We start from the raw sequence: 22,777 nt of genomic DNA on the forward strand, positions 1-22,777 counted from the left end.
ATTAAAATGTTACATTAAGTCCAATACCAAGACTTCTTTCTCTTGGGTAAGATAAATATTCCATACCTGCTGAAGGGACACCGTTCAAAGACTTGTCAGTATCAACCTCCGGATCAGTTCCTGAATATTTAGTAATGATAAATAAATTAGAACCGTTAACAAATAACCTTGCTGATTTGATTCTTAATTTCTCAATCATATTATTTTTAAATGTGTAACCAAAAGTTAAGTTACCCATTCTTAAGAAATCACCTTTTTCTAAGTATTTAGTACTTGGTGAATTCGGGTCACCTTGTGCTTGCGGTGATGTTGCAGCCTCTAAGGTAGTGTTTCTGCCTCCTAGGAAAGCACCTTTGAAAAAGTATGCGTTAGAGGTGTTATTATAAATATAATGACCAAAAGCTCCATAAAATGATGCTGAAGCATCGAAATTTTTATAGGTAAAGCTTGTAGAAAAACCTACATTCACTTTCGGTAACGGTTGCTTGTCAAGAATTTTTTTAGCTGCATTACCTAACCCTGTATCATTGCCAGCTGCATCAGCATAAATTGAATTTCCAGAAGCGTCATAACCTCTCCACTCATAAAGATTATATGAATATAAAGGCTTGTCATTTGTTATAACTTGTGCGTAAGCCCCAGATAAACCTTGACCACTTAAACCTCCCGTTTGCACAAAACCAGCAAAATTGGTAAATTTATTAGTGTTAAAAGATGCGTTTCCTGAAACATCCCAAGTAAAATCATCTGACTCGATAACTTTGTAATTCAATGAAATCTCAAAACCTTTATTTATTAAATTGCCTTTTGCATTTAACAAACGAGGAAAATAAGTTCCTGGTTGAGATCCATCTGGCTGATTAGGGAAAATAAGGTCAGTAGTATTCTTATTATAGTAATCCAAAGAACCAGTCAATCTGTTATTTAATAATTCAAAATCAATTCCCGCTCCTACAGAAGAAGTAGTTTCCCACTTCAAATCTGGATTTGCATTATTTACGGTCACAGGAGTACCATTCAAACCAAACTGACCTGCCGATACCGCTGAATTAGGAGCAAATTCCTGGTTTCCTGTAATACCGTAACTTCCTCTAAGTTTTAAATCATTCACGAGACCTGATTTTGCCTCGATAAACTTATACCCAACTCCTACGGATGGGAACGTTCCATATTTGTTGTTCACACCAAATTTACTAGACCCGTCAACACGAATCGTTCCTGTAACCAATAATTTTTTCATAAGGGTAGCGTTAAATCTAGCGAAATAAGACTGTAAATCAACTTTGTTACGACCAGATGAAACTCTATATTCTCTTGAAAGAGCACCCTCCATGTTATCAATTAAATTAGTTTGATTAATATTGAATCCTTTTGCACTAGAGCCAAATCCATCAAAACCATATTCATAAAATGAATATCCTGCCAAAGCATCAAATACAAAATTCTCATTAAATTCCTTGTTGTAATTTAAAGTATGTTCGAAAGTTCTATTGAACTTATTTTGTGTCGAAATAAAAGCAGTTCCTCTTTTAACGGTATTATCCGCAGGATCCGTAGCTTGAAATTGATCTCCTTGAATATTCATAGTTGGCAACAATTGACTCTTTCTGGTAGAAGTTGAATTTTCTACACCAAATAGAAACTTGTAGCTAAAATTGCTGTTAATTTTGTAAGTTGCCGATAAACTACCAAATAACTTACTAGTATTAGTGTAGTCATTGTAAGAGTTTAACAATTGAACCGGATTCAAAAACGTGTTACTAATAACGTTAAAAGTACCATCTGAGTTGTAGATTGGTGAAGTTGGATTCCAGTATAATGCTGATCCGATTATGTTACCAATAAAACCAGCATCATTAGATATCAGTGTAGTTTGATCTTTGATACCAGCATATATTAATCTTGTTTCTACTTTTAATGCTCCTCCAAAAAAGTCATTAGAATTGTAAAGAGATGCTGTATATCTTCCTAACCCAGTATTTTTAACAATACCATCTGTATCTGTGGCACTTAAAGAAAGTCTTGTGTTTGAGTTTTCTGTTGATTTACTGAAAGATAAGTCATGATTTTTAGTAATTCCTGATCTTAAAACGGCATCTTTCCAGTTATACGATCTTGAATTTTGGTCATCACCACCTGCCGCGGCAAATTGATCACCTGACATTACACCAAAATCTCCAGCGATTTTACTGAATTGTACTGAAGTTGAATAAGCTAATTCAGGCTCTTTAGATTTTCCTTTTCTAGTAGTGATTACAATTACTCCATTTGCTCCACGAGCACCATAAATAGCGGTAGACGAAGCATCTTTCAAAACAGACATACTTTCGATATCGTTTTGATTAACAAAATTTAAGGGATTTCTTGGTGTTGAGCCTCCAAGTAAACCATCTCCACTAGCAGAAATATTTCCCCCATCAAGAGGTACACCATCTACAACAATAAGAGGACCATTTCCAGATCTTACGGAGGTGTTACCACGAACGCGAATAGAAATAGCTCCCCCTGGCTCACCACTTGACTGTGTAACCTGAACACCTGCTACTTTACCACGTAAAAGTTGTGCCGGTGAAGGAGATGCAACATTATCAAATTTTTTGGCGCTAATTTGATCAACCGCACCTGTTGCATCTTTCTTTTTAACAGATCCATAACCGATTACAACAACTTCTTTAAGCTCTGCCGAATCCTCTTTCATAACCACATTCACTGTGCTTTTGCCGGCTACAGTTATCTCTTGTGTTTTCAGACCAATGTAACTAAAAACTAAGACTGCATTAGGTCCAACATTCTTGATTGTAAATTTTCCATCGAAATCAGTTTGAGCTCCGTTTTTTGTTCCTTTTACTAACACAGAAGCCCCTGGAAGAGGACCGCTACCGTCAGAAACCGTACCTGACACATCCTGAGCATAGGTCAAGCTTGTGCAAAGTATCGTCAGAAACAACATCAAGCCTTTAATTAGACTATTTTTCATACGTAATAAATAAGTTGGTTAATAATTTGTTTTACTGGTTTGTTTAATATTAGTTATCAAACATAATTATAATTTTATGATAAATTTGGGATTTACACAAACTATAACGTTTTCGTTATGCCGAAAACGTTTTCGATTTTAAAATAGATACCGCAATAAATTAATACTAAAAATGAATAAAATATAAAAATTAACAGTAAAAAAAATCGATATAACTGAAATTTTCTCTTTCAACGACGAAAAACGTTACATAAACTTCAAAAACTGTTTGAGTTTTGCAAAATCATTGCGAATTATTCAAAAAAAAAAAGAAGGTTTACTTTTAAAAAAAATGAAGTTAAATTTTTATAAGTATCAGTCGATAAAACAATTAGAAAAATATAAGTAGCAAAAAATCACTGCTAGTAACCAAATATCATAAATTAATTATCAAATTTATCACAGAGCATCAAGTACTGCACAACATTTTATTTGATGCTAAATACCGCCAAAAAAAAATACAACATTTCCCGCTTGGACAACAGGAAACATTGTATTTACAACAAAAAACAACAATTTTAATTAATCTTAATCGTTCTATTATCGGTACCTAAACCAATAATTTTTAAAGATTTCCATTGCTTAGGTAACAAACCTTTATTGTACCTAAAACCTGTATCTGTTTGTTCAACTCCACCAAATCCAAAAATTACCGCTTGTAACATAGCTCCTGCACCTGTTGCAAAGTAAGGATTATTGCTATTTGCTGATTCAGAGAAAACTCCAAAAGGGGGGCGACTATTAGGCAAATATGATTTCACAAAATAATCGTAGGCTTTTTCACGGTTACCCAAGCGTGCGTACAAAACAGATAATACTCCAGAAGCCATTGCAGGACCATCTTTTTTATCAATTTTTTCTGAGTAATATGCTAAATCACGTTCTATTTGTTCTTTATTTGTGATTACATGTAAAGGATAGGCTAACAAATTTACATCGGCTTGTTTTATCATTTGTCCATCATAACCCTTGTAATTTTGTGTAATACCATCTTTAGAATGAATTTTTAATTTTTCTGCAACTGTTTTCCATTTTGGATCAATTGGTTCATTTAAAATTGTAGCTGCCTTAATAGTATTTTTTAATGATTCAATAGCAGCGGCATTTGTAAAAGCGTTGTCATCTACATGCTGAGCATATTCATCAGCTCCTACTACATTTAGAATAGAAAAACTACCATCTGCATTTTCATTAACTCGGCTCACCCAAAAATCAGCAGTTTCTTTTAAAACATTCCATTCCTTTTGCAGCCAAACTTTGTCCTGTGTTAAGGCATAATAATTCCAAAATGCGATAGAAACATCAGATGTAATATGTTGTTCAAAAATACCTGTTAAGGCCCACGTTGGTGTAGCTTCTTCGCCAGTATCATCAGATTCCCAAGGGTACATTGCGCCTTTATAACCATATATGAAAGCTTTTTGCTTGGCTTTTTCTAAGCGATCTGAACGGTAATCTAGGCATGATTTAGCCAAATCAGGTTGCAATGCCAAAAGTGTTGGAAACATCCACAATTCAGTGTCCCAAAAAATATGACCATTGTAGCCCTGAGATGACAAGCCCATTGGAGCAATACTTTGCCTTGTACCAGATCTGATGTAGGAATACAAGTTGAACAAAGCAAAACGAACTCTTTGTTGCGCATCAAGATCTCCTTCTATTTGAATATCCCCAGAATCCCAAAGTACTGACCATGCTTTTTGGTGTTTTGAAACTAACTTATCAATTCCCTCTTGTAATGCATAGATAGGCTGTCTTTCAGATTCATTAACAGGATCTGTTACATCTTTAGAAGTACAAATACCTCCTGCCACGGCAAAACGATATTTTTGACCTTTGCGTAATTTTGTAGTAAAACCAACTTCATTACCAGTTTGCTGCAAATCTTCAACCTTTTGATCAAACAAAAAAGTTGTTGCTGCCGCTACAGTATATTTCCCAGTACGTGTTTTTGCAACAGTACTAAAAATTGGCATTCTATATTGATTGTCCTTGAGTACTCTAAACTGATTTTTTGCGTCTTTCAATTCTTCGGGAACAATCATATAATTGCTGGCCTTTAGATCTAAATCTTTAGATGGAATAATTTCTACAATAGCCATAGCAGAAAAAGGAACTGCTCTATTGGCTATAATTGTATAAGTAATTTGAGCAGAATTATTGAAGGTAAAAGAAGTTGTTGAGGTTCCATTTTTCATAGACACTACTTGCTTCCAATTCTCAATTGTGTTCGATTGCACTTCCTTTTGATCTAAAAATAATTTGAGATTCAAAAATTCTATACCACGAACAATTCTACTAATCCCGTTTTCAGGACTGCCATCATAAACTCCATTTAAAATAATCTCTTTAGTTCGCAAAGGGGTATCGTCAGTTACAATTCCTATTTGTCCATTTGCCATAGCAACTCCAAAATAATTGGAGCGTGATGTTGCTACTAAATTCCACTCATCCCCTTGCGATTGCGCAAAAGTCATGGAGGTTAGAAATAAAATAATAAACGAAAATAGATGTCTTGAAATCATGATTTTGTATTTGGTTTTTCAATCAAATTTAAAGAAAATAGGTTGCAATAAAATGAAACGAAACATAAAGTAGCTCATAATTGAATCGAAAACGTTTTCGGCATTTGAAATCAAAATTTCCATAGGAATATTTTAACACTTCCAAAATAGAATTCTATTTTTATACAAATACTTTAATTTTAAAACCAATTCATTATGAATACGATAACAAGAAAAGCAAATCGAATACTTATCTTTAGCTGCTTAATTTTGGCTTTTTCTTGTACCAAAAATAATTTTGAAACTACAATTAATAGCGCTTCTTCTGAGGTCCTAAAAAGTGATGAATCAAAAAAATATAAAGAAAGGTATCGTCCACAATTTCACTTTTCACCAGAAAAAAAATGGATGAACGATCCAAATGGTTTGGTTTACCACAAAGGCGTTTACCACTTGTTTTATCAATATTATCCGGAGGATATCGTTTGGGGACCGATGCACTGGGGACATGCTACAAGTCCTGATTTAATAAACTGGAAATCCGAAAAAATAGCATTGTATCCTGACCAAAACGGACTTATATTTTCGGGCAGTGCTGTCATTGACACACAAAACAGCTCGGGCTTAGGCAGTATTCAAAATCCACCAATGATAGCTATTTTTACCTATCATGATATGGATGGAGAGAAAGCTGGTAAAACCGACTACCAAACACAAGGCTTAGCCTACAGCTTGGATGAAGGAAAATCATGGAAAAAATACAGTCAAAATCCTATTATTAAAAATCCGGGTATAAAAGATTTTAGAGATCCAAAGGTGTTTTGGAATGCTGAAACAAAACTTTGGAATATGACTTTAGTCGCTGGCGATAGAGCACAATTTTATACTTCTAAAAATTTAATTCAATGGAATTTTGAAAGTGAATTTGGTTCAAATGTAGGAGCGCACGGCGGAGTTTGGGAATGCCCTGATCTTTTTAAACTAAAGGTCAATGGAACAAATAAAGAGAAATGGGTTTTATTAATTAGTATCAATCCTGGAGCGCCAAATGGTGGGTCAGGAACACAGTATTTTATAGGTGATTATGACGGAAAACGTTTTACGACTGATCAAAAAGACATTAAATGGGTGGATTACGGAACTGATAATTATGCTGGTGTAACCTACAACAATACACCAAATGGCGAACGTGTTTTTATAGGATGGATGAGCAATTGGTCCTACGCTCGCAATACTCCAACTAAAAACTGGAGAAGTGCTATGACTTTGCCAAGAACACTCGCTTTGACAGAAACTAATGGAGTTTACAATTTACAAAGCCAAGTTGTTAAGCAACTAAAATCATCTGAAAAAGTAGCATTTGAAAGAGACAAAATGACGATTGAAAATGACAAACCAAAAACGTTTACATACGCCTTGCTAAATCAATCTAAAATCGATTTTAAGGCAAAAAATGAGGATTTAAAACTAGTGTTCTCTAATGATGTCAAGGATTCTCTGGTGGTTTATTACGATGCTCAACTGAAGAGCTTTACACTAGATAGACGAAACTCTGGACAAGTAAAATTTGAAAAATCGTTCGGAGCACAAAGCCAAAATACCAAAACACCATTACTGCAATCAAAGACCATTCACTATCAAATCTTTTTAGATTGGTCATCCATTGAACTTTTTCTAGGAGGTGGAACCTACAGTTTTACAGCACAAATTTTCCCGAATCAGCCGTATACAAAACTGAGCATCAGCTCAAAGAACGATCAATGCTTAAAGGAATTTTCTATTTCGAAAATCAATAGTATTTGGTAACTACTACTTAAAAAAACGCATTAATTTTTTAAAACTAAAAACATGAATCAAAAGAAAATCTTATACTGGTCTATTATTGTTGCTTTTGCGGGATTCCTATTTGGCTTTGACACTGTTGTTATTTCGGGCGCTGATAAACAATTGCAGCAATTATGGGGGTCTAGTGACTTATTCCACGGTTTAGTTGTCATGTCATCAGCACTCTGGGGAACTGTTATTGGAGCTGTATTTGGTGCTTTTCCTACCAATATTTTGGGTAGAAAAAACACGCTGCTAATCATTGGTATACTATTTTTTGTTTCCTCTGTTGGAACTGCTTTTGCAAATGATCCATTTTTGTTTTCAATTTTTAGATTCTTAGGTGGTATAGGTATTGGAGCTTCAACTATTGCGGCGCCAACCTACGTTTCAGAAATTGCTCCAGCAAAAGACCGAGGAAAGTTGGTTGCACTGTATCAATTCAACATCGTTTTTGGAATCTTAATTGCTTTTACATCCAACTATTACTTGCAAGATATTGGCGCCAATTCTTGGCGATGGATGCTAGGTATTCAAGCTTTTCCTTCTCTGATTTATACAGTACTAATTTTTTGGATTCCTGAAAGTCCGCGTTGGATATTAGAATATAAAAAGGACGTAAATAAAGCTAGAGCCATTTTAAAACAAATTTATACTGACGAGGCAGTTGCTACGGCAATAACTGCGATGGAAAAGGAAACGCAACAAGAGGACAAAAACGAATCTATTTTTATGAAAAAATATAGAAAACCACTTCTTTTGGCCTTTTTTATTGCTTTCTTTAATCAACTTTCAGGCATCAATGCGTTCTTATATTACGCACCCCGAATATTTGAACTTGCCGGATTAGAAAAATCAGCTTCGTTTTTGAGCAGTATTGGAATTGGAATTATCAATTTAATTTTTACCATGATAGGAATTGCTTTAATTGACCGTTTCGGACGAAAAACACTCATGTACTTAGGCTCTGTAGGTTATATTATCTCGCTTGGACTTGTTACTACTGCTTTCTATTACGAATGGAAAGGAATGGCCGTTCCGCTATTTTTCTTCCTATTTATCGCATCACATGCCGTAGGGCAAGGCGCCGTAATTTGGGTTTTTATCTCTGAACTTTTTCCAAATAAATTACGAGCAGCTGGAAGCTCTTTTGGTACATCAGTGCATTGGGTGTTGGCTGCTTTAATTCCGTCATTTATTCCGTTCTTATTTAAAGTAATAGGAACAACTACTGTTTTTGCAATCTTTTGTTTAATGATGGTATTGCAACTCCTTTGGGTTTTTACGAAGATGCCCGAAACCAAAGGACGAACACTAGAAGAATTATCTGAAAGTTTATCAAAATAATAAGTGCTATGGCTAAAAAAGTAATTTGTTTTGGAGAAGTATTGTTTGATGTGTTTCCTACACATACTAAAATTGGTGGCGCACCTTTAAACGTAGCACTGCGCCTAAGTTCACTGGGTATCGAAACCCAAATTATCAGTCGTATTGGTAGTGATGCACTTGGTGTTGAAATACTCAATTACATTAGTCATCATGGGGTTTCAACCATCTCCATTCAAAAAGACCCGACTTATAAAACGGGTGAGGTTATTGTAGCATTAGATCAGAAAGGTTCTGCCTCTTACACGATCAATTATCCCGTGGCTTGGGACAAAATTGAATGTATTGCCGAAGATGAAAACGCTGTAAAAAATTCCGATGCTTTGGTTTTTGGAAGTTTAGCTTGTAGAGATACTACGACCCACAATACTTTATTAGAACTCATCAATTATTCTAAATATGCTGTATTTGATGTTAATCTACGTACTCCCTTTTACTCCCAAGAGCTCCTACAACAGTTAATACTTCAAGCAAATTTCATCAAATTTAACGACGATGAGTTGTATGAAATAAGCGCGTTTATGAATTCGCCTTTCCACTCCATAGAGCAAAACATACTTTTTATTGCTGAACAAACCAATACCAAACATATTTGTGTTACAAAAGGAAGTCATGGCGCAGTTTTATACATGGAAGGAAATTTTTATTACCACAGCGGATTTAAGGTAAAAGTTGTTGATACAGTAGGTGCTGGAGATTCCTTTTTAGCAGGATTGCTTTCTAAACTCTTAACAGATGCAAATCCGCAAGAGGCGATTGATTTCGCATGTGCTCTAGGTGCTTTGGTAGCCACTCATGAAGGTGCAAATCCAACAATTTCTGCAGAAAAAACAAAAAACTTTATGAACCCCGTGCTGTTCTGATTCTTTTTCGTTTTAATTATTTTAAATCTAATCAAAAAATATATTTTAATTCAAACAATCATGAAAACTACACTCGCATTATACTTATTGACAACTCTTACTTTATTTTCTACTGAAAGATTATCGGCTCAAAACAAGTTTCTTGAAACAATTCAAAAAAACGATACCAAATGGTGGAAAGAAGCTGTAGTTTATCAAATTTATCCCCGCAGTTTTAAAGATAGTGACGGCGATGGAGTTGGTGATTTAAAGGGAATTATTTCTAAACTAGACTATATAAAAAGTTTAGGTGTTGATGCGATTTGGCTTAACCCTATCTACACATCTCCTAATGATGACAACGGTTACGACATCAGTAACTATAGGGAAATTATGAGCGATTTTGGTACTATGAATGACTTCGATCTTTTACTGAAAGGTATGCATCAACGAGGTTTAAAACTCATTATGGATATAGTGGTTAATCATAGTAGTGATGAACATGAATGGTTTAAGCAGTCCAAAAGTTCTAGAGATAATAAATACAGAGACTATTATCATTGGTGGCCTGCTGAAAAAGGTAAACCACCTTATCGCTGGAGTTTTTTTGATGTTAATAGTGACGCTTGGAAATATGATGCAAAAACGGATGCATATTATTTGCATTATTTCTCTCAGAAACAACCAGATTTAAATTGGGAAAACCCAACGGTAAGGCAGGAAATTTATGAAATGATGCGCTTTTGGTTAGACAAGGGAATTGATGGTTTTCGAATGGATGCGTTTCAGTTTGCATCAAAAGTTACTACTTGGCCAGAATTACCACAAGGATACGAGAAAAACATTATTAAATACTACGGAGTTGGCCCCCATTTGCATGATTATCTACAAGAAATGAATAAGGAGGTTTTTAGCAAATATGATATTATGACCGTTGCTGAAGGTGCCGGAAGCACACCTGAAGAAGCAATGCTTTTTGTTGATCCAGATCGTAAAGAATTAAATATGGCTTACCATTTTGAAAGTGTAGATATTGGCAAACATATCAATGATTTTGGGCTAGTTAAATACAAAGATATATTTTCTAGATACGATCAAACATTTAAAGATAAAGGATGGCTTTCTATTTTTTTGGCAAATCACGATCAACCTAGAATGGTAAGTAAATTTGGTAATGATTCTGTTCAATTTCGCTCATTATCATCAAAAATGCTCTCTACATTTATCATGTGCATGCGTGGTACTCCTTACTACTATAACGGTGACGAAGTAGGTATGACCAACATACGCTTTGACTCTATTGAAGATTATAAAGATGTAGATACGCGTAATAAATACATAGGATTAAAAAATAAGGGCGGTGATTTAAAAGCGTTTTTAGAGGTCCAAAAACAAACATCTAGGGAAAACGGCAGAACACCTTTTCAATGGGATTCAACCAAAAATGGAGGTTTTTCGGAAGGTAAACCTTGGTTAAAAGTAAATCCTAATTATTCCTTTATCAATGTCGAGTTGCAAGAAAACGACCCCAATTCAACTTTAAATTATTTTAGATCATTAGTCCAATTACGAAAGAAAGACCCCGTTCTTGTTTACGGTAAATACACCATTTTGGATAAAGAAAATCCTTCTGTTTTTGCATTTACCCGTGAGTTAAACGACAAAAAAATACTTGTGCTATTAAATTTTTCAGAGAAAGAATCAACGTTTAACATCGCATTGCCAACAAGTAAATTTAAAATCATACTAGATAATTACTCCTCGACAAAAGAAATAAAGAAAAATACGCTTCGTCCTTACGAAGCAGTAATAATTGAAATCAAATAAAATTTGATATTTCTGTAAAGCTTTAAAACAACAAACTGTTTTTTGAAAATTGGTTTACAACAAATATATTGTAAATTCGTTTTTAAAAAGCAGTTTTTTTGGCTTTCACATATAGAGAATTTAACTATGAATAATCCAACTCTCAAAGAAATTGCAAACCAACTCGGAATCTCAATAACAACCGTATCGAAGGCTTTAAAGGGATATAGCGATGTGAGTGCATCAACCAAAAAAGCGGTTGTTGATTTAGCGCAACAATTACATTATACTCCAAATAGTTTTGCCGTTAACTTGAGAACCAAAGAGTCGAAAACAATTGGACTTATTATTCCAACATTGGTGCATGATTTTTTTGCAACTGTTATCAAGGGTATTTTAGAAGAAGCCGAAAAAAGAGATTACCTTGTTATTATTTTACAATCAGACGAAAAAGTAAGTTTTGAAAAAAAACAGCTGGAACTGCTGCTGCAAAAAAGAGTCGATGGGATATTGATGTCACTATCCAATGAAACAGGTGACTTTGAACATATTAATGCAATCTTAAAACAAAAAACTCCGCTTGTTCTTTTTGACAAAATTGCCAAAGTTGTTCCTTGTTCAAAAGTTACTATAAACGACCAAAAAGCAGCTTACGATGCGGTAGCATATTTAATAAAGAAAGGACACAAAAAAATTGCACACTTACGAGGTTCATACTTGCCACAAAACGCCATAGATCGTTTTTTGGGTTATAAAAAAGCGCTAGAAGATCATCAAATCAAATACAATCCTAGTCTTGTGTTTGCTTGCGAGAACAACTTAGATTTTGAAGACGGATATGAAAACACAAAGCAATTAATTGCTTCACATCCCGATACTGATGCCATTTTTGCCGTTACAGATATGGCCGCTATTGGCGCCATGAAATACTTGAGCGAATCTGGGATACAAATTCCGAATCAAATAGCTGTATTAGGATTTAGTAATTGGTTCATGTCAGAGGTTATAACTCCCAAACTATCAACTATTAATCAACCCGGATTTGAAATAGGACAAAAAGCAGCAGCCATTTTATTTGATGAAATTGCGGCAAAGAAAGCGAATCAAAAAGTTACCCCTCAATTTATAGAAGTAACTACATCAATAATCGAAAGAGAATCTACCTAGTCTATTTCACCATTCAGAAAATCAGATTATTTATATCTTCTAATTAAAACAAGATTAACAGCTAAAGCACTCCGAAAATTAATATATTGCAATTGATTTAAAGATCATTAACACCGTTACATAACTAAAAACTAACTACAAAAATCTAAAATCAATTGCACTTACTATTGATTTTGGATCTCCCACACAAGCATCATCATGAAAGATATTACACTGAAAGAAATAGCAGAAAAACTTGGGATATCAATAACTACAGTTTCAAAAGCTTTAAAAAACTATCCAGATGTAAGCGAAAAAACAAAAAAAGCAGTACTTGCCCTTGCCCAAGAACTGCATTATACTCCCAATAGTTTTGCCGTTAATCTTAGAACCAAAGAATCGAAAACTATAGGACTAATTATTCCTGAAGTAGTTCATCATTTCTTTTCGAACGTAGTAAATGCCATCATTGACGAAGCAGAGAAAAAAGGATATTTGGTTATTATTTTACAATCAAATGAAACACTTGAATTAGAGAAAAAACAAGTAGAACTATTGATCAACAAAAGGGTAGACGGAATTATTATGTCACTCTCTAACGAATCAAACAACGACGATCACATTAAGGAAATTATAAATAGAAATATTCCTTTTGTTATGTTCGATAAGATTGCAAAGCTTTCTAAATGCAACAAAGTTGTTATCAACGATCAAAAAGCCGCTTTCAATGCAGTGCAACATCTCATTGACAAAGGATGCAAAAGGATAGCTCATATACGTGGCCCCTTAAATCCGCAAAACGCAATTGACCGCTACATTGGTTACAAAAAAGCATTAGAAAAAAATCACATTCCGTTTGATGCTAATTTAGTGTACACCTGCGAAAACGTAACCTTTGATGAAGGACGTCATTTTGCAGAAAAAATAGTGAAGGATCATAAAGATATTGATGGAATATTTGCTGTAACAGACCTTGTAGCAGTTGGTGTAATTGCCTATTTAAACGAACAAAAAATTGAAATACCGAAAAAAATTGCGATTATAGGATTTAGCAATTGGTTTATGTCTCAAGTGATTTCACCAAAGTTGAGCACCGTTGATCAACCGAGTCACGAAATGGGAATTGAATCGTTTAATTTACTTCTTGAAGAAATGGTATGCCATAAAGATGGAATTACCTTCGAACCTAGAACAGTAGAATTAGACACAAAAATAATTGAAAGAGAATCTACTATGAAAGTACAATAGCGCTATAGTTCCAAAAACTTAATATTTCTCATAAGTCCGTCATATTTCGTGCGCTTTAATGGCGAATTTTTAAAAACTGCTTTGAATGTTTCTTCGGTTATTTCGATCCAATCTTGTTTTGACATAGAAAGCAAGTCTGGATTTGCATTAAACAACGGTTCATTATGTGGTTTAGAAAAACGGTTCCAAGGACAAACATCTTGACAAACATCACATCCAAAGGCCCAATCATCGAACTTACCTTTCATATCAACGGGAAGGTTATCCTTAAGTTCAATAGTATAATAAGAAATACATTTGCTTCCGTTTACCACATACGGACTTTCAATGGCCTGTGTGGGACAACTATCAATACAGGCCGTACAAGTTCCGCAATGATCCGATGTAATGGTGTCATAATCAAGCTCCAAATCGATAATCAATTCAGCAATAAAGTAAAACGAACCAACTCTTTGAGTGATCAAATTGCTGTTTTTCCCGATCCAACCCAAACCACTCTTTGCTGCCCAAGCTTTATCTAAAACTGGAGCCGAATCCACAAAAGCTCTACCGGACACAGCACCTATATTCTCGTTAATGGAATACAATAGCTCTTTTAATTTCTCTTTTATCATTAAATGATAATCAGTTCCGTAAGCGTACTTTGAAATCTTAAAAGTATCCTCAATTTGATTTTGTTCAGGAAAATAATTCAACAACAACGACACTACACTTTTTGCATCGTCAACCAACAGCGTGGGGTCCAAGCGCTTGTCAAAATGATTTTCCATATAAGACATTTGACCGTGACTATTTGAATTTAGCCATTTCTCCAATCGAGGAGCTTCGGTTTCTAAAAAACCAGCCTTCGAGATGCCACAAGACATAAATCCCAATCTTTTGGCTTCGGTTTTGATAAAGGAGGTATGTATTGATTTAGTGCTAATAAAAAGAGCTTTATAATTTATTTAACCTTCAAAGAATTAAAACAAACCTTGTTGAATGTTCGTTTTTAATTTACCTAGATGCTTATAGGCTTTATCGGTAACTTCTCGACCACGTGGAGTTCTCATGATAAAACCTTCTTGAATTAAAAAAGGTTCATACACCTCCTCAATAGTTTCACTACTTTCAGATACAGCGGTAGCCAAAGTTGTCAAACCAACTGGACCTCCTTTAAATTTATCAATGATCGTTGTTAAGATTTTGTTATCCATCTCGTCTAACCCATGCGCATCAACATTAAGAGCTTTAAGCGCATATTTTGCAATTTCAATATCAATAGTACCGTTGCCCTTAATTTGAGCAAAATCACGTACCCTACGCAACAATGCATTTGCAATACGAGGTGTGCCTCTACTTCTACCAGCAATTTCAATTGCTGCTTCCATCGAAATTGGCATTTGAAAAATAGCTGAGCTACGTTCCACAATTGTAGTTAATAATTCAGTAGTATAATATTGCAAACGGGAAGAAATACCAAAACGAGCACGCATAGGAGCAGTTAATAAACCCGAACGTGTAGTTGCACCTATAAGTGTAAAGGGATTCAAATTAATTTGAACGGTCCTGGCATTAGGTCCAGACTCAATCATAATGTCAATTTTGTAATCCTCCATAGCAGAATATAAATATTCCTCCACAATCGGACTTAAACGATGAATTTCATCTATAAAAAGCACATCCCTTTCTTCCAAATTGGTCAACAAACCAGCTAGATCACCAGGTTTATCTAAAACCGGACCAGATGTTATTTTGATACCCACTTGTAATTCATTAGCTAAGATATTAGCCAAAGTAGTTTTTCCAAGTCCAGGAGGCCCATGAAAAAGAGTATGATCTAGCGCCTCATTACGTTGATTGGCTGCTTGCACAAATATTTTAAGATTTTCAAGTACCTGATCTTGACCAGAAAAATCATCAAAGCTTAAAGGCCTTAACTTCTTTTCAATATCAAGTTCTTCCGTACTAAAACTGCGAGAAGTAGGATCTAAATTTTCATTCATACAACAAAGATAGTAAAGAGAGTCCTAAAATAAAACCACAACAACCTACAAAGAGTGTAATAAATAGTTCAATAAAAAAGCCCCTGCAACAGCAGAGGCTTAAATTTATTTTTAGTGGTGTAAAACTTCTTCACCTTCTTTCATCGGAACGTTTTGCGGTACAAAATCTTCTTCGTGATTTGGGTTACTGTAGTCATAAGGCCAACGGTGAACCTCAGGGATTGCTCCTGGCCAGTTACCATGAATATGTTCTACAGGAGCTGTCCACTCTAGGGTATTAGATTTCCATGGATTCATTACAGCTTTCTTACCGTAAAAAATACTACTAAAGAAGTTGTATAAGAAAACCAATTGGAAAGCACCTCCAACAAGTGCAAACATAGTGATCAAAACATTCACATTTTGTAAGTCATCAAACAATGGGAAGTTTGTGTTTGTATAGTAACGTCTTGGCAAACCAGCTAATCCAATAAAATGCATCGGAAAGAAAACACCATAAGCACAAATTGCAGTTACCCAAAAGTGTACATAACCAAGATTTTTATTCAACATGCGCCCAAACATTCTTGGAAACCAGTGATAAATACCAGCAAACATACCATATAAAGCAGAAATACCCATTACTAAGTGAAAGTGTGCCACTACGAAATATGTATCGTGAACGTTAATATCCAAAGTACTATCTCCTAAAATAATTCCAGTTAAACCTCCAGTGATAAAGGTAGATACCAAACCAATTGAAAACAACATCGCAGGATTCAATTGCAAGTTACCTTTCCATAGAGTAGTAATATAGTTAAACGCCTTAACTGCAGATGGGATAGCGATCAATAACGTCGTAAAGGTAAAAACAGATCCTAAGAAAGGATTCATACCTGAAATAAACATATGGTGTCCCCAAACAATCGTAGACAAAAATGCAATAGCAAGAATTGACATAATCATCGCTCGGTAACCAAAAATTGGCTTACGTGAATTTGTGGCAATAACCTCAGATGTAATACCTAACGCAGGCAACAAAATGATATAAACCTCAGGGTGACCTAAGAACCAGAACAAGTGCTCAAACAATACAGGCGAACCACCTTGATAATGTAGAACTTCACCAGCAATATAGATATCAGACAAGAAGAAAGAAGTACCAAAACTTCTATCAAAGATCAACAATAAAGCTGCAGATAATAAAACTGGAAATGATATAATACCAATAATAGCAGTCACGAAAAACGCCCAAATAGTAAGAGGCATTCTTGTCATTGTCATTCCTTTAGTTCTTAAATTAATTACTGTAACAACATAATTTAATGAACCCATCAAAGAAGAGGCAATAAAGATAGCCATAGACACCAACCATAAGGTCATACCCGTACCTGAACCAGGAATTGCCTGTGGCAATGCACTTAAAGGAGGATAAATGGTCCAACCCGCAGAAGCAGGTCCAGCTTCAACAAAAAGAGAACCGACCATGATAACACTTGATAAAAAGAACAACCAATAAGATACCATGTTCATAAAACCTGAAGCCATATCTCGAGCACCAAGTTGAAGTGGAATTAACAAGTTACTAAAGGTACCACTTAATGCGGCGGTCAATACAAAGAAAACCATTATGGTTCCATGAATAGTAACTAATGCTAAATAAATATCATTAGCCATAACTCCATCTGGAGCAAATTTATCGCCTAATAAGACATTAAATATCTTAAAAGATTCTTCTGGCCAAGCCAATTGTAATCTAAAAAGTAATGATAACGAGACACCAATAACTCCCATTATGATACCAGTAATTAAATACTGCTTAGCAATCATTTTATGATCGATACTAAAAATATATTTAGTAATAAAAGTGTCCTTATGGTGGTGTTCGTGTTCGTGATCTAATGCGTGATCGTGACCTTCTGCTGACATATATGTTTACTTTAAATTTTCTTTAATAATTATTTCATTGCAGTAACAGCAACTTCTTTATCTCCTTTAACAGCGGCAGAATCGCTTCCTACAGCAGCATCAGTAGAAGCAGGCTCAGCTAAAGCAGCTTTAACTTCATTAACTACCGTAGCTTTGTCTTTCAACCAAGCTTTGTAGTCTTCAGGAGTATCTACAATAATTTTCATTTGCATGTTATAGTGAGAAGCACCACAAATTTTATTACACAATAACAAATAGTCAAATGTGTAAGGATCTAAAGCAGGCTCCCCTTTAGCAACTAATTCTGCACTCTTCTTAGCGCGTAACGCGTTAATGTTAGCAACTTTCTCAACCATAAAAGGTAATTCTCTATACTGAGCAGTTGTGTAAATTGGTTCAAAAGCAAATTGAGTAACCATACCAGGAACACAGTTCATCTGAGCCCTAAAGTGAGGCATGTAAGCAGAGTGTAAAACGTCTTGAGAACGCATTTTAAACAAAATCTTTTTACCAACAGGTATGTGTAATTCTGTAACAACTACGTCATCTTGAGCATATGGATCACTCAAATCAACACCTACAGCATTTGCACCCTCAATGTATCTCACATTAGCTTTACCTAGAACATTATCAGCACCTGAATACCTAGCTTTCCAGTTAAATTGTTGTGCATATAGTTCAATAACAACGGTATCTTCATCTTCATCAACAAACATAATATTTGTCCAAGCATACAAACCGTATAAAATCAAACCTGCTAAAACAACGGCCGGAATTATACTCCAAATTGCTTCCAATTTATTATTATCTGCAAAATATAAAGCCTTTTGACCTTGTTTACCTCTATACTTAAAAGCAAAGTAATGCACTAATACTTGTGTGATAGCCTGTACAGTAAAAATAAGAACCCATGTGATGTTCATTAAATTATCAACCTCTGCACCATGAGCCGAAGCTGGCGTGTGTAACACAAGATTACCCCATTTAAATAAACCGTAAATTGTAAAAATATAGATAAAGGCTAAAAAGCCAAACATCAAATACCCCTGAATATTATTGTCATTATCAGTTGCGACCTCTGAACTATCACTACTAGAACCAACTTGCGTCAGATCGAATATTTTAGTCAATTGCCATAAAGCAACAGCTAACAAAACTAAAACTATGATTACCAACAAACTTGTCATCTGTTTATTTCTTTAAATATTAATAATGAAAATGTTTACTTTCTTCTATAAACGGATTTCTTTTTGCCAATAAAGGAGATTTAGCCAAAGCTGAAAAAACAACATATATAAACAATCCTAAAAAGAAAAGAACTGAAGAAATCTCTGAAACTCCAATAAACCATCTGTCACCTACTGTACCAGGCATAACCATGTTGAAGAAATCTAAATAATGACCACTTAAGATTACGATACCAGCCATAACCAGAACCCATGAAATTCTCTTGAAATCAGTATTAATTAAAATCAACAATGGGAATAAGAAATTCATGACAACAGCACCAAAGAAAGGAAGATTATAATCTTGAATTCTCGTAATAAAATAAGTTACCTCCTCAGGGATATTAGCATACCAAATCAACATGAATTGAGAGAACCATAAATAAGTCCAGAAAACACTTAGACCAAACATAAATTTAGCTAAGTCGTGAATATGACTTGTATTAACAAATTCTAAATAACCTCTAGACTTAAGATACAAAGTAACTAAAGCTATTGTTGTAACACCGCTTACAAAGAAGCTAGCAAATACATACCATCCAAACAATGTACTGAACCAGTGTGGATCTATAGACATTATCCAATCCCAAGACATGATAGACTCAGAAACGATAAAAAACACCAAGAACATAGCAGATAACTTAAAGTTCTTTTTGTACATTAAATTATCAGTAGATTCATCTTGAGCTAAACAATTTTTACGTGAATAATACTGGTAAAGACACCATCCAGAAAGGAAGATAGCTGCACGAACAATCCAAAATGGGAAATTCAAATAACCCGACTTATTAGCAATTAGTTTATCATGAGCAACAACCTCCGGATCTAACCAAACAAACATGTGATTAAAATGAAGCCCACACAGTATTAAGATTACAAAAAAGATTGCAGCACCTACAGGTAAATAAGATGTAATCCCTTGCATTACTCTAAATAATACTGGGGACCAACCAGCCTGGGCTACTTGCTGAATTGCATAGAAAGCCAAAACACCTAGCGACACAAGCATGAAAAAGATACATGCAACATACAAAGCGGACCAAGGCTTGTTTTGCAATTGGTGTAAAACATGATTTAAATGCTCTTTGTGCTCAGCATCAGCAGCAACTTCATGCGATGTAGTTTTGTGACCTTCTACTTCATGTGCTTTTTCTGCAGAAGCTTCGTCATGCGTAGCCCCAGCACCATGAGCTGGTTCAGCGTGAGCTGAAACACCATGTTCACCATGAGTTTCAGCGGCGAGCAATTGCTCTACCTGTTGAATATCTTTGGGAGCACTATAAAAACCATATCCAATTCCTAGAACTCCAAGAGCCATTAGGATGAACGAAAAGGTTTTTAATTTACTTGAAAATGTATACATATCTATTAAGATGAGTTTGTTCAACAATTATAATTCACTTTTTAGTTTAAGAACATAGTCAGTAACTAACCAACGTTCTTTGGCGCTTAATTGATTGGCATGTGAACCCATTGAATTCAAACCATAAGTTATGACATGAAAAATACTTCCCTCTGTAATAACTCTATCCTTGTAACTAGGAACACCTAAAAACTTTTCTCTCTCTACTAATTTACCTTTACCATTACCGGCGGAACCATGACAACTTATGCAGTAAATTTCATAAAGCTCTTTTCCTTTTTCAGCATCTCTGCTCAAAGAATCTAAAGGTGATTTCAAATTAGCCTTAGCTAATTCATAACCTGCAGTAGAATTTTCGTATTCATAAGGTTCAAAACCCCTGTTGACAGTACCTGCAGCAGGAAGTTGTCCTTCCTTACCATCTTTAAATGCATCTGACTCAGCGTAAGTTTCATAACCTACAGACTCGTACATATTTGGAAAATACTGATAATTAGGTGCAGCATTATCTTTGCATGATGCAACTAAAATAGTTAAACCAAATAAAAGTGTTATTTTATGTGCGCTTTTCATATCTCGATTAATGCTTATCAATTACTTTTACTTCTACAGCCCCTGTCCCTTGAAAGAAAGAAATTAATTCTTCCTCATTATCGTTCACAGCCACCTCCATTAAAAAGTGATCATCTGTAGTTCTCACATCTGGATTTTCAGCTTCCTTAAACGGCCATAATTTACTTCTCATATAAAAAGTGATAACCATCAAGTGAGCAGCAAAAAATACTGTAAGCTCAAACATAATAGGTACGAAAGCTGGCATGTTTTCAATATAACTAAAACTAGGCTTACCACCAATATCCTGCGGCCAATCTTGGATCATGATGTAATTCATCATTGCAGTTGCAACTGAAATACCCACACATCCATAAAGGAAAGCACAAATAGCTAATCTTGTTGGTGCAATTCCCATTGCTTTATCCAATCCGTGAACTGGAAAAGGGGTAAAAACCTCTTCAATATGATGATGAGCTGCTCTAGTTTTTTTAACCGCATCCATCAAAATATCATCGTCATTATAAATGGCGTATATTACTTTATTACTCATGGTGTGAATCTTTATTTGCTTCTCTTTCTCTCTTGTAGTTATCTCCAGTTCCTTTCAAAATTGTTTTAACTTCCGCTTGTGCAATTACAGGGAATGTTCTTGAATATAATAAAAACAATACGAAGAAGAAACCAATAGTTCCAATGAAAATTCCAATATCAACAAATGTTGGCGAAAACATAGTCCAAGAAGATGGCAAGTAATCTCTATGCAATGACGTAACGATAATTACAAAACGCTCAAACCACATTCCTATATTTACAACAATTGAAATCACGAATGAAAACATAATACTAGTTCTCAATTTTTTACTCCACATAAACTGAGGAGAAAACACATTACAAGTCATCATTGCCCAGTAAGCCCAAGCGTAAGGACCAGTAGCTCTATTCAAGAAAGCATATTGCTCATATTCTACTCCAGAATACCAAGCTACAAAAAGCTCAGTAATATATGCCACACCCACTATAGAACCTGTAATCATGATTACAATATTCATTAACTCAATGTGCTGTAATGTAATGTAAGCTTCCAGGTTAGAAACTTTTCTCATGATGATAAGCAAGGTGTTTACCATTGCGAATCCTGAGAAAACTGCTCCAGCTACGAAATAAGGAGGGAAAATGGTAGTATGCCATCCTGGAATCACAGATGTAGCAAAGTCCATCGATACAATAGTATGTACAGACAATACTAAAGGAGTAGCTAAACCTGCAAGTACCAATGATACTTCCTCAAAACGTTGCCAATCCTTAGCTCTTCCACTCCATCCAAAACTTAAAATAGAATAAACTCTTTTGTTAAATGGCGTTACAGCACGGTCACGCAACATGGCGAAGTCAGGTAGCAAACCAGTCCACCAGAAAACTAATGAAACTGAAAGGTAAGTAGAAATCGCAAATACGTCCCATAGCAACGGTGAGTTAAAATTTACCCAAAGAGAACCGAATTGGTTTGGAATAGGCAAAACCCAGTATGCCAACCATGGACGCCCCATGTGAATGATTGGAAATAAACCTGCTTGAATAACAGAGAAAATTGTCATCGCTTCGGCAGAACGGTTAATTGCCATTCTCCAACGCTGACGGAAAAGTAATAACACTGCAGAAATCAAAGTTCCTGCGTGACCAATACCTACCCACCAAACAAAATTTGTGATATCCCAAGCCCAACCTACGGTTTTATTCAAACCCCAAGTTCCGATACCTGTAGATACGGTGTATACAATACAGCCTAAACCCCAAAGGAAGGCTATTAATGCGATAGAAAATACAATCCACCAATGTTTATTCGCTTTTCCCTCAACAGGAGCTGCTACATCTACAGTTACATCGTGATAAGTTTTATCACCTATAACTAAGGGTTTTCTAATGGTTGCTTCGTAGTGAGACGACATAATCCTTTATATTGATTCTTAA

At 35.0% G+C, this 22,777-nt stretch carries 16 protein-coding genes; 6 read left to right on the forward strand and 10 right to left on the reverse strand.

Going from position 1 to position 22,777, the window contains the following annotated elements; genetic code table 11:
• Position 1 precedes the first annotated feature (1 nt).
• Together KBJ98_RS00880 and KBJ98_RS00885 are read right to left on the reverse strand one after the other, a co-directional pair.
• Entirely contained in the window at positions 2-2,977 is a 2,976-nt protein-coding gene (locus KBJ98_RS00880) for a SusC/RagA family TonB-linked outer membrane protein (RefSeq protein ID WP_225899033.1), read from the reverse strand.
• 557 nt (positions 2,978-3,534) lie between these two features.
• Complete coding sequence (locus KBJ98_RS00885; protein WP_225899034.1) at positions 3,535-5,541, reverse strand: glycoside hydrolase family 65 protein; 2,007 nt, start codon at positions 5,539-5,541, stop codon at positions 3,535-3,537.
• Between the two features lie 195 nt (positions 5,542-5,736).
• Between KBJ98_RS00885 and KBJ98_RS00890 the strand changes: the two genes are divergently transcribed.
• The 6 genes from KBJ98_RS00890 (at position 5,737) to KBJ98_RS00915 (ending at position 13,772) form a co-directional block, all read left to right on the forward strand.
• Complete coding sequence (locus KBJ98_RS00890) at positions 5,737-7,326, forward strand: glycoside hydrolase family 32 protein (protein ID WP_210787892.1); 1,590 nt, start codon at positions 5,737-5,739, stop codon at positions 7,324-7,326.
• A 42-nt stretch (positions 7,327-7,368) separates the two neighbouring features.
• Complete coding sequence (locus KBJ98_RS00895; RefSeq protein ID WP_210787893.1) at positions 7,369-8,691, forward strand: sugar porter family MFS transporter; 1,323 nt, start codon at positions 7,369-7,371, stop codon at positions 8,689-8,691.
• A gap of 8 nt (positions 8,692-8,699) precedes the next feature.
• Positions 8,700-9,593, forward strand: a complete 894-nt coding sequence (locus KBJ98_RS00900; protein WP_210787894.1) for a carbohydrate kinase family protein — start codon at positions 8,700-8,702, stop codon at positions 9,591-9,593.
• Positions 9,594-9,653: 60 nt separating this feature from the next.
• Positions 9,654-11,399 carry a glycoside hydrolase family 13 protein gene (locus KBJ98_RS00905; protein WP_210787895.1) on the forward strand — a complete coding sequence of 582 codons (1,746 nt, stop codon included), beginning with the start codon at positions 9,654-9,656 and terminating at the stop codon, positions 11,397-11,399.
• Positions 11,400-11,525: 126 nt separating this feature from the next.
• Positions 11,526-12,545, forward strand: coding sequence for a LacI family DNA-binding transcriptional regulator (locus tag KBJ98_RS00910; RefSeq protein WP_210787896.1), 1,020 nt, complete (start codon positions 11,526-11,528; stop codon positions 12,543-12,545).
• Positions 12,546-12,743: 198 nt separating this feature from the next.
• On the forward strand, positions 12,744-13,772 hold the full coding sequence (locus KBJ98_RS00915; RefSeq protein ID WP_210787897.1) for a LacI family DNA-binding transcriptional regulator: 1,029 nt from the start codon (positions 12,744-12,746) through the stop codon (positions 13,770-13,772).
• A gap of 2 nt (positions 13,773-13,774) precedes the next feature.
• Here the strand turns inward: KBJ98_RS00915 and queG are convergent, their stop codons facing one another.
• The 8 genes from queG to nrfD all read right to left on the reverse strand — a co-directional run bounded on the left by queG (position 13,775) and on the right by nrfD (position 22,755).
• Positions 13,775-14,698, reverse strand: coding sequence for a tRNA epoxyqueuosine(34) reductase QueG (gene queG / locus KBJ98_RS00920; protein ID WP_210788203.1), 924 nt, complete (start codon positions 14,696-14,698; stop codon positions 13,775-13,777).
• 36 nt (positions 14,699-14,734) lie between these two features.
• Positions 14,735-15,757, reverse strand: coding sequence for a Holliday junction branch migration DNA helicase RuvB (gene ruvB / locus KBJ98_RS00925; protein ID WP_166133055.1), 1,023 nt, complete (start codon positions 15,755-15,757; stop codon positions 14,735-14,737).
• A gap of 111 nt (positions 15,758-15,868) precedes the next feature.
• Positions 15,869-17,665: a cytochrome c oxidase subunit I gene (locus KBJ98_RS00930; protein WP_210787898.1), complete on the reverse strand. Its 1,797-nt coding sequence runs from the start codon at positions 17,663-17,665 to the stop codon at positions 15,869-15,871.
• Between the two features lie 29 nt (positions 17,666-17,694).
• The gene (locus KBJ98_RS00935) at positions 17,695-18,852 is read right to left on the reverse strand and encodes a cytochrome c oxidase subunit II (RefSeq protein WP_210787899.1); all 1,158 of its coding nucleotides are present in this window, start codon (positions 18,850-18,852) and stop codon (positions 17,695-17,697) included.
• 19 nt (positions 18,853-18,871) lie between these two features.
• Positions 18,872-20,254: a cation-translocating P-type ATPase gene (locus tag KBJ98_RS00940; protein WP_210787900.1), complete on the reverse strand. Its 1,383-nt coding sequence runs from the start codon at positions 20,252-20,254 to the stop codon at positions 18,872-18,874.
• Between the two features lie 27 nt (positions 20,255-20,281).
• Positions 20,282-20,827 carry a c-type cytochrome gene (locus KBJ98_RS00945; protein ID WP_210787901.1) on the reverse strand — a complete coding sequence of 182 codons (546 nt, stop codon included), beginning with the start codon at positions 20,825-20,827 and terminating at the stop codon, positions 20,282-20,284.
• A gap of 7 nt (positions 20,828-20,834) precedes the next feature.
• Positions 20,835-21,359, reverse strand: a complete 525-nt coding sequence (locus KBJ98_RS00950; RefSeq protein WP_210787902.1) for a DUF3341 domain-containing protein — start codon at positions 21,357-21,359, stop codon at positions 20,835-20,837.
• The gene (gene nrfD, locus KBJ98_RS00955) at positions 21,352-22,755 is read right to left on the reverse strand and encodes an NrfD/PsrC family molybdoenzyme membrane anchor subunit (RefSeq protein WP_166133045.1); all 1,404 of its coding nucleotides are present in this window, start codon (positions 22,753-22,755) and stop codon (positions 21,352-21,354) included. The genes KBJ98_RS00950 and nrfD overlap by 8 nt, the downstream gene beginning before the upstream one ends.
• Positions 22,756-22,777: the final 22 nt, after the last annotated feature.

This window comes from Flavobacterium erciyesense, from assembly GCF_018069925.1.
In the GTDB taxonomy this organism is placed as follows: Bacteria; Bacteroidota; Bacteroidia; order Flavobacteriales; family Flavobacteriaceae; genus Flavobacterium; species Flavobacterium erciyesense.